This is a genomic window from Streptomyces sp. NRRL B-24484, assembly GCF_000717715.1.
GTDB lineage: Bacteria > Actinomycetota > Actinomycetes > Streptomycetales > Streptomycetaceae > Kitasatospora.
In genome coordinates this window covers 192,051-204,773 of record NZ_JOAI01000003.1, presented here as the reverse complement: position 1 = coordinate 204,773, position 12,723 = coordinate 192,051, and the positions used below count along the sequence as shown (strand labels likewise).

At 74.2% G+C, this 12,723-nt stretch carries 12 protein-coding genes; 6 read left to right on the top strand and 6 right to left on the bottom strand.

The genetic code is table 11. The features are described from left to right. Positions 1–34: 34 nt before the first annotated feature. Positions 35–733, bottom strand: coding sequence for an alpha/beta hydrolase (locus tag IE98_RS0104290; RefSeq protein WP_043173378.1), 699 nt, complete (start codon positions 731–733; stop codon positions 35–37). Positions 734–890: 157 nt separating this feature from the next. On the opposite strand from IE98_RS0104290, the gene IE98_RS0104285 reads away from it, so the two are divergent. Continuing rightward, complete coding sequence (locus tag IE98_RS0104285) at positions 891–1,229, top strand: UBP-type zinc finger domain-containing protein (protein WP_078660763.1); 339 nt, start codon at positions 891–893, stop codon at positions 1,227–1,229. 91 nt (positions 1,230–1,320) lie between these two features. On the opposite strand, the gene IE98_RS0104280 is transcribed toward IE98_RS0104285, so the two are convergent. From IE98_RS0104280 to IE98_RS0104265, 4 genes are all read right to left on the bottom strand, one after another. Beyond that, complete coding sequence (locus tag IE98_RS0104280) at positions 1,321–1,716, bottom strand: nuclear transport factor 2 family protein (RefSeq protein ID WP_030264304.1); 396 nt, start codon at positions 1,714–1,716, stop codon at positions 1,321–1,323. Between the two features lie 118 nt (positions 1,717–1,834). Beyond that, on the bottom strand, positions 1,835–2,506 hold the full coding sequence (locus IE98_RS0104275) for a hypothetical protein (protein ID WP_030264300.1): 672 nt from the start codon (positions 2,504–2,506) through the stop codon (positions 1,835–1,837). A gap of 81 nt (positions 2,507–2,587) precedes the next feature. Continuing rightward, positions 2,588–3,133, bottom strand: coding sequence for a hypothetical protein (locus IE98_RS0104270; protein ID WP_159400824.1), 546 nt, complete (start codon positions 3,131–3,133; stop codon positions 2,588–2,590). A 150-nt stretch (positions 3,134–3,283) separates the two neighbouring features. Next, a complete protein-coding gene (locus tag IE98_RS0104265) occupies positions 3,284–5,386 on the bottom strand; it encodes a cellulose binding domain-containing protein (RefSeq protein WP_030264291.1) in 2,103 nt (700 codons plus the stop codon). Between the two features lie 329 nt (positions 5,387–5,715). Between IE98_RS0104265 and IE98_RS0104260 the strand changes: the two genes are divergently transcribed. The 3 genes from IE98_RS0104260 (at position 5,716) to IE98_RS0104250 (ending at position 9,145) form a co-directional block, all read left to right on the top strand. After that, positions 5,716–7,386 carry a SpoIIE family protein phosphatase gene (locus tag IE98_RS0104260; RefSeq protein ID WP_030264289.1) on the top strand — a complete coding sequence of 557 codons (1,671 nt, stop codon included), beginning with the start codon at positions 5,716–5,718 and terminating at the stop codon, positions 7,384–7,386. Between the two features lie 137 nt (positions 7,387–7,523). Then, positions 7,524–8,264 (top strand): metal-dependent hydrolase, encoded by a 741-nt coding sequence (locus tag IE98_RS0104255; RefSeq protein WP_052390103.1) that lies wholly within the window; start codon positions 7,524–7,526, stop codon positions 8,262–8,264. Between the two features lie 239 nt (positions 8,265–8,503). Next, positions 8,504–9,145: a hypothetical protein gene (locus IE98_RS0104250; protein WP_199922865.1), complete on the top strand. Its 642-nt coding sequence runs from the start codon at positions 8,504–8,506 to the stop codon at positions 9,143–9,145. A 26-nt stretch (positions 9,146–9,171) separates the two neighbouring features. Here the strand turns inward: IE98_RS0104250 and IE98_RS47705 are convergent, their stop codons facing one another. Next, complete coding sequence (locus IE98_RS47705) at positions 9,172–10,194, bottom strand: polyprenyl synthetase family protein (RefSeq protein ID WP_159400823.1); 1,023 nt, start codon at positions 10,192–10,194, stop codon at positions 9,172–9,174. 75 nt (positions 10,195–10,269) lie between these two features. Between IE98_RS47705 and IE98_RS47700 the strand changes: the two genes are divergently transcribed. Together IE98_RS47700 and IE98_RS0104235 are read left to right on the top strand one after the other, a co-directional pair. Continuing rightward, entirely contained in the window at positions 10,270–11,226 is a 957-nt protein-coding gene (locus tag IE98_RS47700; protein WP_106976499.1) for an endonuclease/exonuclease/phosphatase family protein, read from the top strand. Next, a complete protein-coding gene (locus tag IE98_RS0104235) occupies positions 11,219–12,718 on the top strand; it encodes a hypothetical protein (protein ID WP_159400822.1) in 1,500 nt (499 codons plus the stop codon). Before IE98_RS47700 ends, IE98_RS0104235 begins: the two co-directional genes overlap by 8 nt. The last annotated feature ends 5 nt before the right edge of the window (positions 12,719–12,723 follow it).

Here is a 12,723-nt window from a genome sequence, read left to right as displayed (position 1 = left end):
GTCCGATACGAGGCGACGGTCCTGATCGCAGTGATCAACGAGTGGTTGTGGCTTCCTGGTTTCGCCGGGGCGAGATGCGGGCGGGGAGCAGTTCTCGCAGGAGTTCCACGACGAGGTCGGGCTGCCCCACGAACGGCGAGTGGCCGGTCTGCCATTCGCGTGCCTCGGTGCAGCGCGAGGCCATGGTGCGCTGCAAACCGGGGTCGATGGCCCGGTCCTGTGCGCAGATGACGTAGGTGGAGGGAGTCTCCTTCCAACTGTGGTGCTGGGGGACTCCTCGTCCGCAGCCCGGGGCTTGCGTACGCAGCAGGCCGACCGCCCGTGCGGCGAGGGGTTCGGGGCAGTCGCCGTAGAGGGTGTCGATGGCCAGGCCGGGGTGCAGGGTGGTCGAGCCGTTCGGTTCAGCGACGATGGCGTCCTTGAGCTGTTGGGACGCGCCGCCGAGACCGGCCGCACTCTCGCCGGTGTCCAGCACGAACGCTGCCAGGTAGACGAGGTGTGCCGCTCCGCGGACCCCTGTGATCACCGACCCTCCGTAGGAGTGGCCGAGGACGACCGGGGGTTCGGGCAACGCGTCGACGACGGCCTGGACGGCGGCGGTGTCAGCGACCAAGGAGCCGCGGTGGAGCTCGGGCACAGCAACCTCGGTTCCGTCCGCCCGCAATCCTTCCGCAACCACCGCAAAGTGCTCGGGACGGTGATACAGGCCATGAACAATCACCACAGCGGTCAACTCGTCCGTCTCCTCGGATCGACACCAGACCGGTGAGCCTAAGCCCCGAACGTCGTGCCATCGGCCGGGCCGTCGCCGGTGCCGCGCCCGCTCTGCCCAGCCGTCGCCGTCACGCGCATCCCGGTGCCGTCGGGTTCGGCCGCGTACCGTGGATGCCGTGAACGACCAGCGTGAATGGCGGGTCGCGGCGGATCCGGGCCGCGTCGTCCAGCGGACCTGTGACCATCTGGACGGGCTGCGGCAGGTCCCGGCCCGTACGCCCCTCGGCTGCGAGGAATGCCTGCGGGCCGGCCGTCCCTGGGTCCACCTGCTGGCCTGCCTGAGCTGCGGGCACGTCGGCTGCTGCGACAGCTCGCGCGGGCAGCACGCCCACCACCACGCCCGCGCCCGGGACGGACACCACATCGCCCGCTCGCTCCGGCCCGGCGAGGACTGGGCCTGGTGCTACACCGACGAGGTCTTCCTGCACCCCGCCCGGCCCGGCCGACCGGCATGAAGACCGCGGACGACCCGGTGCCCGCCCGACGGCGGCGCCGAGCCGTGCCGACGCCGCCGCAGGCCCGGCCGGGTACGCGCACTTCGGGCGGTCAGCTCCAGAACTCGTCTGCGATCGACAGGTCTTCGGCGCATTCGTCCAGGTCGGTGACCTTCTCACCGATGATCCTGAACATGATCCCGCCCATGGCGTCCAACTGCTTGCCGCCACGTGCGGCGGTGGCGCGGTGCACCGACATCACATGGCCCCGGCCGTCGACGAACAGGTGCTGCAGTTCGACCTTGAAGGAGCCGGCGGTCTCGGCGCCTAGCCGCTGGTAGAAGTCCAGGACCGCGTTCAGCCCCTTGTGGTCGCCGGACAGCATGTGCGTGCCCGGAACGTGGTGCGTCACGTCTTTGGCGAGGATCTCCGACAGCGCGGTCATGTCCCCGCGGGAGAACGCTTCGTATCCTCTGCGCACCAGCGCGATGTGTGGGTGTTCGGCCATGACGGATCACCTCTCCGGCCTCAACTCCATGCCTCCAGCGTGCCACCGCCGCGGCGGCGCGACGACCCGGCGGCCCCGGCCCCGTCGGACCCGCGCGGAACCGGCCGAGCCGGGACCGTCAGGCGGAAGGCCGGCGACGCGTGAGGGGCCGTCCCGCGGCCGCGGCGGCCGCGAGCCTCCCCCGGTCCAGCCGGTCACCGTCGAAGAACTCCGGCAGCAGCACCGCCGCCGCGGCCTCGGCCTCCGCCCCGCCGTCGAGGCGCAGTACCCGCACCTCGGCAGCCCGTCCTGCTGCGCCGCCGCCGAGACGGGTGCGGGTCTCGCGGCTTTCGAGCTGCAGCCAGGCGCCCACCGAGGAGGGGCCCTCCACGGAGAGGAGGCCGCCCTCGTAGAGGTCGGTGACGAGGAGGTCGTCGACCCGGAGTGCGCCGCCGACGAACAGGACGCACTCGCTCTCGCACAGCAGGTTCTCCGCCGTGACGGAGCCGGTGACGCACAGCGTCGGGTAGTGGCCCGCGTTGGCGAAGCGCAGGCTGCCCTCGACGGTCAGGTCGCCGTCGATCACATGGACCACCTCCACGTCCTCGCGCTCGCTGAGGTCGTCGACCGCGCAGCCGACGGCTGCGCCGCCGTGGACGACCAGGTGGCCGTCGTGGACGAGCACGTGGGCCGGGACTTCGCTGAACAGGCCGTCGAATTCGAGGTCGGGCCCGTCGAGGAACGGGTGGCGTTCCACCGCCTCGGCCCAGGGAACGGTCTTCCAAACGGTCGTCAGTTGGCCGAACAGCATGCCGATCCCCCCGGGTCCGTGGTCGCGCGGAGGAATCGTACCGACCACGGGGGTCCACCGGGTCGGGGCCCGGCGGGGCGTTCAGTCGCTGTCCGAGACCCAGCTCGTCCGGTCCTCGTCGGCCATGACCTCGACTCCGGGACAGGCCCGTCGCAGTGCCTCGGCGAGCAGCCTCGGGTCGTTCTCCGGGGGGTTGTGGGCGGCTCGCGTGCGGTAGCGCGTGCCGCCCACCCGCAGTTCGAGCACCTGCCGGCCGCCGTCGGGGTGGTCCGCGGAGCGGTACCCGGTGCGGACCAGCCGGAGCCGCGTGACCGCGTCGAGGGGGTGGACGTCCTCGACGCCGCTGACGCGGGCCAGCACGAGTTCCGGGTCGGGCCCCGGCCGGATCTCGGCCCACTCCACGGCGCGCCGCTCGCGCAGCCGGGGCGGGAGCAGCAGGACCGCCCAGAACGCCGCGAGGGCCGCGCCGACCAGCAGGCCCGCGAGCGGCTCGGCGAGGAGCACGACTCCGACGACGAACAGGTGCAGCAGGGTGAAGCCCACGTACGTCCCTCGATCGGCGACCGGTTCGTTCCCGGCCCCGTGGGTCTCCCAGCGGAAGACGTCCCCACCCTCGCATTCGGTCACGTGTTCCAGCATGGCGATCCGCAGGCGGTGACGGAAGGGGTGTCAACGTGCCGTCCGGGCACGGGAGGAGGCGGACGGGACCGGACCTCCGGCGCGGCGTGCCGGGTGGGGGCGACAGGGGCCGCCCCCACCCGGCGGGGGTGCTGCGGATCAGAGGACGGTCCGGCAGACCGTCCCGTTCAGCCGGAAGACCGTCGGGGACGGGTTGGCGCCGTTGTTGCCGCCGACGAACCCGAAGTCGACGGAGTTGCCGCCGTTCGGTGCGAGCCGGGCGTTCTGGTCGCCGTTGGTCACGCGGACGTGCTGCCCCTCGCCGGCGACGACGGCGTTCCACCACGAGCCGGCGGACTGCCCGGTCGACGGCCAGTCGAAGTCGAGTGTCCAGCCGTTGATGTCCGCCGGGCCGAGGTTGCTGACCACCACGTCGGCGACGAAGCCGTTGCCCCAGCCGGCGGTCACCTGGTACGAGACGGTGCAGGTGCTGTCGGCGGGCGTGCCGGTGGTGAAGGTCAGCGGTTCGGAGGGCCGGGAGAGGCGTCCCGCCTGGTCCCGGGCCAGCACGTTGACGGTGTGCCGGGAGCCGGGCGGCAGGTTGTGGAGGGTGGCGGAGGTACCGGTGGACGAGCCGAGCAGCTGGACGGTGGTGCCGAGCTGCTCGTAGACCTCGTAGCGGTCCACGGACCCGGTCGTGGCGGCCGGCCAGCTCAGGGCGACGGTGTTGGCTCCGACGGAGGTGGTCCTCGGTGCCCCGGGGGTGCCGGCGGTGGCGGCGGACGGTCCGGTGCCGGCCTTCGGGTGCAGGGTCAGCACGGTGACGGAGTACGGGGCCAGGGTCGCCGAGGTGGCGGTGGCGGTGCCGGTCGCGTCCACCGGGCCGTCGTCGCCGGGCGCCCACCGCTGGACGGCGGGGGCCGCCGAGCCGGCGGTGAAGCCGAGGTACCGCAGGTCCACGGTGTGCGTGGCGGAGGAGCTCTTGTTCAGCAGCAGGAGGCCGAGGCCGCCGTCGGCCCTGAGCACCGCGTGGGAGGAGACCTCGGGGCCGGAGGAGCCGGAGGCCACCATGGTGTCGCCCGGGTCGCTGAGGGCGCCGAGCGTCCTGATGCCCCAGTACGGGGCGAACGGGGTGTTCACCGCCGGTTCGCAGACGCTGCCGGAGCAGCTGCCGTTCGACAGCATGCCCATGTCGCCGTAGTCGGTCTCGCCGCCCACCGTGGTGACGGCGCCCGCGCCGTTGTGGGTGTCCCACCAGTCCACGGTGAAGACGCCGTTCTCCAGCGCCGTCATCACGGCCTCCGCGGCGAACAGGCCGTTGGGGCGGCTGGTGAAGGCGCCGCTGCCGGAGTTGGAGTTCACCTCGGTCATCGCGATGCCGATCCGCGCGGAGTCGGCCCCCGCGTACTGGTCCAGCAGGGCGCGCACCTGGCGGAGCTCGCCGGGCAGTTGCTGCACGGCGGCGAGCGACTGGTCGCCATTGCCGGTGTTGGGGTACCAGTGGACGCTGACGAAGTCGACGTCGTGGGCGACGGCGGCGAGCACGGTGTGGTTCCAGTCGCCGGTGTCGCCGGCGGCCACGATGCCGTCCGGCCAGTTGCCGGGCATGGTCAGCACCGCACCGATCTTGACGGTCGGGTCGACGGCCTTCATGGCCGCGGCGTACGCCTTGACCTCCCTGGCGTACTGGTCCGGCGTCTTGTCGGCGTGGACGTCGTTCTCCCAGCCGCTGCCGTAGACGCCGTTGCCGTAGATCTCGTTGCCGATCTCCCAGTACTTCGCCCCGTAGCCCTTGGTGACGTTGGCGTAGCGGACCCAGTCCGCGGCCTCCTGGGCCGTGCCGGAGCCGTAGTTGGCGATCAGGATCGGCTGGGCGCCGGAGGCCTGCACGGTGCCCATGAAGGCGTCGAAGCCGGTGCCGGGGGCGACGTAGCCGCCGGGCGCCGTGTTGTCGACCCAGTGGTAGATGTCGGAGTACGAGCCGCCCGGGTAGCGCAGCGCCCCGATCCCGGCCGCCTTGTAGAGGGAGACCACCTGGGGGTCGTTCATGGACGAGTCCCAGATGGCGGTGTTGGCGCCGAGCGCGGCCGGGCCGACGGTGCCCAGGCCCGCGTTCGCGTTGACCGTGACGGTGGTGTCGCCGGTGGCGGCCGCCTCGGCGGGAACGGACAGCGGCAGCGCCGCGGCCACCACGGCCAGGGCGGCCGCGGCCGTCACGGCGAGGGGACGTCGGAGCCCGTCGGGTCTGCTGCGGAACGGCATGGGGTGTTCCTCCCGGAGGATGCGCCGGCCCGGGGGCACGCCGCGGGCGGGACGGTGGACGGGGGCTGTGCGGCGCGTGCGGTGCCGCGTCGACCGTCGACGATGCGTGCGGCGGGTGAGGCTTGGGAGCGCTCCCATGATGGGAGGGTGCGTCGGGCATGTCAATCGTCCCGACACCGCCCGCCGCCGCTGCCCCGCCCGGCCGGCCCGCTGCCCCGCCGAACGGCGAGGCATGAAGCCGCTCGGAACGGTGAGAAGCGAACCGTTCCGGTTTCGGCATCGAGCTCGATGTTCGGACCTCTCCGTTTGCCGCGCGAAGGGTGCGATCGATGCCAGGGCACGGATCCACGTCGACCGCGCCGTCGCGGACGGCTCCCGAGGTCGGCGAGCTCGGGTCCTACGTGATCGACGACAGCGGGCGGATCACCGCGGTCAACGACCGCGGCCTCCGGCTGCTGCGGCTGAGCCGCGCGGACGTGCTCGGCCGCCACCACCACGAGCTGCTGCACCGCACCGCGGACGGGAGCACGGCCCCGCGGGCGCAGTGCCCGCTCATGGACGCCGTCCTGGCCCGGGCCTCGCGCAGCGGGGCGGCCATGTGCTTCCTGCGCGGCGACGGTCGGCTCCTGCCGGTGCACTGGACGGCCTCGCCGTTCGCCACGGAGGACGGCGGGGGGACGGTGGTGCTGTTCCACCCCGGCGCGGCCGACGCGGCGATCGACGCCCCGGGCACGCTGCCGGAACTCGAACGCCTCGCCCTGCTCGCCGAGACCACCGCCACGCTGACGTCGACCATGAACGAGCAGGAGACGGTCGACCGGCTGGCCTCGCTGGTGCTGCCACGCCTGGCCGACTGGGTCGTGGTCGACCTCATCGACGAGGTCGGCGACATCCGGCGGACCAGGGTGGTCGAACACCGGGAGGGCCGCCCCGTCCGCAGCCCGGAGCTGGAGGGGCCGATGCCCGCGGTCCTGGAGCGGTCCCCGATGCCCCTGTCGCGCGCCCTGCGGGGCAGTGCCGCCTCCCTGGCCGGCCCCGAGGTCTACCAGGGCGAACCCGACTCCGGCATCGCCGTCGTCCAGCGCGAACTGTTCGCCGCCACCGGGATGCACTCCGCCGCCATCGCCCCGATCCGGGGCGCCCGCGAGGTCCTCGGCGCCCTCACGCTGGGCCGCAGCGCCAACCCCGTGCCGTTCGGCACCCGTGACCTGTCCCTGCTGGAGGACATCACCCGCCGGGTGGGGCTGGCGATCTCCAACTCGCGCCTCTACCAGCGTCAGCGCCGGGTCGCCGAGACCATGCAGCGCCACCTGCTGCCCCACCTGCCGGAGCTGCCCGGGGTGGAACTGCACGTCGACTACCGGTCCGCACCGGACGCCTCCCAGGTCGGGGGCGACTGGTACGACGCCTTCACCCTCCCGGGCGGCGCCACCGCCCTGGTCATCGGCGACGTCGTCGGACACGACCTGGAGGCCGCCGCCGGCATGGCGCAACTGCGCAACATGCTCCGCGCCCTCGCCTGGTCCCACCAGGGCCCGCCCGGCGTCGTGGTCGACCGTCTCGACCACGCCATGGGCAGCGTCACCGACCTGCCGGGCGCCACCCTCGTCCTCGGCCACCTCACCCCCGGCCCCGAGGACGGCTGGACGTGGACGTGGACCAACGCCGGCCACCCGCCGCCCCTTCTGGTCACCCGTGACGGTCGCGCCGACTACCTCCGGTCGCCCCGCGGCCTCCTGCTGGGCACCGGCGTCCCCGCCACCCGCGCCGACGCCTCCGTCCGGCTGCCGTCGGGCTCCACCCTCCTGCTCTACACCGACGGCCTCATCGAATCGCGCGCCGAGGGCATCGACCCCGGGCTGGCCCGACTCCGCCGGCACGCCGCGGCCCTCGCCCACCACGGCCTCGACGCCTTCTGCCAGCGCCTCCTCGAACACGTCCGCCCCTCGGACAACGACGACGACGTCGCCCTCCTCGCGCTGCGTGTGCCCCACCGCTGAAGTGACGGCGGCCGGCGTCCGGCCCCGACGGGGCGGCCGACCTCCGGCATCCGCGCATGGACGGCCGGTCGGCGGGCAGCCGACGGCTGTCGGGCGCACCGGGGCCACGGCCGGACCGCGCGGAGGGGGAGACGCACATGATGGGCCACTCGCACGCCGTGAGCGGAGCACTCGTGTTCTCGGCGGCGGCACCCTTCCTGCCACCCCTGGTGATCGGCCGCCCCCTGCAGCCCGGAGAGGTCCTCGTCGGCGTCCTGCTGACGGCGGGCGCGGCGCTGCTGCCGGACCTCGACCACCACGACGGAACGGTGGCGCACCTCTTCGGACCGATCACGCGGCTGCTGTGCCGCACGGTGGCCCGGCTCTCCGGAGGACACCGGCACGCCACCCACTCCCTGCTGTTCGTGGCGCTGGCCGGCGCGGGCACCCGGGCCGGCGTCGCGCGCTGGGAGCGCGGCCTCACCGACGGCCTGGCCTTCGCCCTGCTCCTCCTCGCCGTCCACGCCCTGCTCCCGCACACCGCGGGACCCCGCGCCCCCTTCCGGGCCACCACCGTCGGTCTGGCGGCGATCGGCACCGCCTGCGTCGACAGCTGGCTCCCCGGGACGGGAGCGTGGCTGCCCTGGGCGGTGGTGCTCGGCACCCTCACCCACGTCCTGGGCGACTGCCTCACCCGGCAGGGCGCACCGCTGCTGTGGCCGTACGGGCGGCGGTTCGAGATCGTGCTGATCAACCGGACGGGCAACCGCTTCGAGACCCGCTTCCTGGTGCCGGTCATGACGGTCGGGACGCTCGTGCTGGCCTGGCTCGCGGCCTTCGCACCGACCGCACTCACCGGGATGGCCGCACTCACCGGGATGGCCGGTCTCACCGGCTGAGCCGGCCGTCGGACCGACGGCCGCGCGCGACCGCTGCGCGCAACCGCTGCGCCCGCCGCGGGAGTGGACGGCGCGTGCGGGGGAAGCCGCGGGTCAGCCACGCGGACCGGGGAGGACCTCTCGACATGAGCACGGACAGCCGAACGCCGACCGCCCCTCGGGCGGCGAACCCCCACCGGGCGCCGATGCTGCAGCGCCACCCGAGGCACGGTCGCCGCGGTGAGGCCAGGCTGCCGGCGATGGCGGCCACCCTGGCGGCGATCGTGCTCCACCTGGCCCTGCCGGAGCCGCTGCTCGTCGCCCCGCGCTACGTCCTGCCGGCGCTGGAGGTGCTGCTCCTGATCCCGCTGGTCGCGGTGAACCCGCACCGGATGACCCGCCAGAACCGCCTGTCGAGGACCCTCTCGCTGGCCCTGGTCGGACTGATCGGCGTGAGCAACCTGCTGGCGCTGGGGCTGCTGGTCCATACCCTTGTAGTCGCCGATGTCAAGGACGGCGGGTCGCTGCTGATCGCCGCCCTCCAGGTCTGGGCCACCGACGTCATCGTCTTCGGCCTCGCGTTCTGGGAACTCGACCGCGGCGGACCGGTCGTGCGCACCCAGGTGCCGCGCAGGGAACTCCCGCTGGCGGACTTCCGCTTCTCCCAGGACGAGAACCACGACGCGGTGGAGGAGGTCGCCGACGGCTCCAGCCGCTCATGCGACTGGGCACCCACCCTGATCGACTACCTGTACGTGTCGGTGACCAACTCCACCGCCTTCAGCCCGACCGACACCATGCCGCTCTCCGCCCGCGCCAAGGTCCTCATGGACGTCGAGAGCATCGCCGCACTCGTCACCTCCCTGCTCGTCATCGCCCGCGCGGTCAGCGTCCTGCACTGACCCGTCGGCCCGGCCCGTCGGCCCGGTCAGGGCAGCTCGTCGGCGAGGGCGGCGACGAACGCGCCGAGCTCGGCCTGCGCGACCGGGTCCGGTACGGCCTGCGGCAGGACGGTGTGGGCCAGCCGGATGTGCTCGCGGATCCGCTCCTCCACCCAGGCGCGGCCCCCGCACTCCTCGATGAGGCCGGCGACGCGCCGCAGCTGGTCGAGGGTGGGCTCGGCGGTGTCGTCGTAGAAGGCGGCGAGCTGGTCGCGGGCCGGCCCGTCCGAGCGGAGGGCGACCGCGGCGAAGGCCCGGGACTTGCGTCGCCTCAGGTCGGCGAGCGGGTCCTCCAGGGCGTCGCGGGAGGTGCCCCAGACGCCCTCCCAGTCGTCGTAGAAGGCCATGGCCATCCCGGCGTGGTGGCCGAACCGCTCGGCGGCGACCAGTTCGTCCTCGTCCGCGCCGCGCACCAGGGCGCCGGCGAGGCAGACCCCGGCGGTGGGCGCGGCGATGGTGCTCTCCAGCAGTTCGAGCGAGAGGTCCAGGCTCATCCGCGAGCTGCCCTCGGACTCCAGGTCGCGGACCTGTCCCGAGCAGCACTCCCGGATGGCGCGGGCGGCCCGGCGGACCAGCTCGGTGGAGACCCGGTCGCCCTCCTCGGCGAGGAGCTCGAACGCGAGGCAGTGCAGCGCGACCCCGACCTGGATCGCGGCCGGCGTGCCGAAGGCCGTCCAGAGGGTGGGCCGGCCCTTGCGGACCATCTCCCGGTCGATGATGTCGTCGTGGACCGTCCCGGCGGCGGACATCAGCGTGCCCGCGACGGCCGCCGTACGGACGGCGTCCCACGCCTGCGGGGTGCTGCCCGCGCACAGCAGGGCGACCAGTGCGGGCCGCCGCCGGAATCCGACGGGTGCCGTCGGGCGGCCCTCGGCGTCGACCCACCCGAAGTGATACTCCGTCATCCGCCGGACGGGTTCGTCGAGCCGGGCCGCGGCCGCGCGCAGCGCGGGCTCCATGTAGGCGATGACGTCGCGGGTGATCTGCTGCGAGGTGCGCGCGGTCTGCACGGAGGTCTCCGACACTCTCGGGTGGCCAGGGAACGGCGCCGCACGGCCCCTCGGGGCGGCGCGGGCCTTCCTGTCATGACGCCCCGTCCCGGTGCCCGCCGCAACCGGAGGCCGCGTCCGGCGGGTAGGGTGCCCGGGTGCTCCGGGGTGGGAGCACCGGGCGTACGGGGGTGGCTCGTGGGGAACGGGGCGGACACGCTCACGGTGGCGTCGCTGAACGTCTGCTGCGGGCTCAGGAACGCCTTGCCTCCGTTGAAGGAGCGGATGGCCGAGGTGTGCGCGCACATCGAGGGCACGGACGTGGACGTCCTGAACCTCCAGGAGGTCTGGACGCCCGGACTGCTCGCCCTCCTCCGCGCCCGGCTGCCGTCCTTCCCCTTCCTCGCTTGCGGAACCGGGCTGTCCGGCCGGCCGGCGGGCGGCCTCGCCGCGTTCTCCCGGGTGCCGCTGGGGCCGGCCGCCTACCGGTCCTTCCGCGGCACCCGGGCACGGCGCGGCGGCGTGCTCCACCGAGCCGGCGCGGCGGCGAACGCGGCCCTGCAGGGCGTGCTGACCTACGAGCTCACCGGACTCCGCACCGTCGTCGGCACCACCCATCTGACCGCGAACCGCGACGGGGACTGGTCCCCGGGCAACCGGCACGAGGCCCTGCACCTGGCGCAGGTGCGAGCGGTGCACCGGGCCCTGCGGCAGGCCCGCCGACCCGACATCCGACTGTCCGTCCTCGCGGGCGACTTCAACATCCCGAGCAGCAGCGGCCTCTACCGGGAGATCCTGGACGGCGGCGGCTGGCGGGACCCGTTCGCGGCGGCCGACCTGCCGACCTTCCACGCCGCCCTGCTGCCGGACGGCGCCCGGGCGTACCGCGTCGACTACCTGCTCGTCCACGGCGACCCCGAGCGCCACCCCGTCACCGGCACCGACCGCTTCCTGACGGAGCCGGTGCCGACACCGTCCGGGCCCGCGACCCACCTCTCCGACCACCTGGGGCAGCTGGTCCGCCTCCGACCGCCCGGTGCGGCGGATGACTGACACCCCTGCCGAAGAGCCCGACCGTTCGCCGGAGGAGGAACTGGTGGAACCCCGACCCGTCGGCGTGCCCGGTCCGTTGAAGGACGACCTGCACGGCCTGCCGACCCATCTGTACCCCGATCGGCTGTACGGCGGCCCGGCCCTGCCCGACCGCCCCGTCCGGGGCGTGCGCACCACGTGGAGCCGCGGCCGGCTCCACGCGCCGCTGGGCCTCCGCAGACCGGCCCTGCCCCTGCAACGCGTGCCGGTCCGCGCGTTCGTCGGGCCCGGAGGAACCGGCAAGACGCTGCGCGCACTCGACGAGAGCCACACGGGGGGCCACAACTGGGACCCGTACCTGTGGAGCTACCGGACCATCTCGTGGGTGTCCGCACGGGACGGGGCCTCGCTGGAGTCCGGGCTGCTGAAGGCGCTGGAACGCCTTCGCCCGCGCGGTGGAACCCCGGCTCCCCGCCGGACCGCCGGGACGCCGGAGGACCGCGTGCTCCGCGCGCTCCACGCCCTGGAATCCCCGTGGCTGCTGATCCTCGACGGGCTGGACGACCCGGACCTCCTGCGGCGCGCCCAGGCCCCCGACGGCATCCTCCGACAGCGGATGCCCCGCGGCCCCTGGCCCTCCGTGGGCGAGATCGTGGTCACCTCCCGGATCGCCGCCCGCACCGCCTGGGGGCCCTGGGTCTCGCTCGCCGGGACCGGGCCCTGGCACCGCGGGGCCGCGATCGAGCTGCTGCGCGCCCACACCGGCGCTGCAACCGGACAGCACACCGAACTGGCGGCCCTGGCGGACCGCGTGGGGTACCTGCCGTTGGCTCTGCGCCTCGCCGGACGCCACCTGCACGTCCTCACCGCGACGACCGGAACCGCCCCCGGGGACGCCGCGGCCGGCCTGGCGGGCGCCCTCGACGGAGCACGGGGACGGGGCGCCGTACCGGCGCTCTGCGGGCTGAACCTGGGCCTGCTCGCCGACCGGGGCGTCCGGCACGCCCGACCGGTGCTCGCCCTGCTCTGCCTCTTCGCGGCGGAGCCCGTTCCGGCGGCCCTGCTGACCTCGGCGGCAGCCGCCGGCCTCCGGACGCCCGACGGGCCGCCGATCGCCGAGGAGGACCTGGCGCGGACGGTGACCGCGCTGCGGGAGATCGGCCTCGTCCACGGGAAGGCCCTGCTGACGGTGGATCCGCTGGTCAGGGAGGCGATGCGCGCGGAGCTCGACGACGAACCGGAGACGGCCCCAGCCCTGGGCGCCGTCCTCGTCGACCTGCTGGACCGCACCGTCCACGCCCTCGATCCCGACGACCCGGCCCACACCCCGTGGTGGCCGGCCCTCGCACCGCACCTGAACGCGGCCCGCACCCTGCCCGGGACCGCGGATCCGCACCGGGACGCCCGGCTCACAGCCGCTGCGCAGGTCCTGGCCGCAGGGCTGCGCCGTCACGGCCACACCCGGTCGGCCCGGCTGGTCCACCCCGGGACGGTGCACGGCACCGGCTCGTAGCCGCG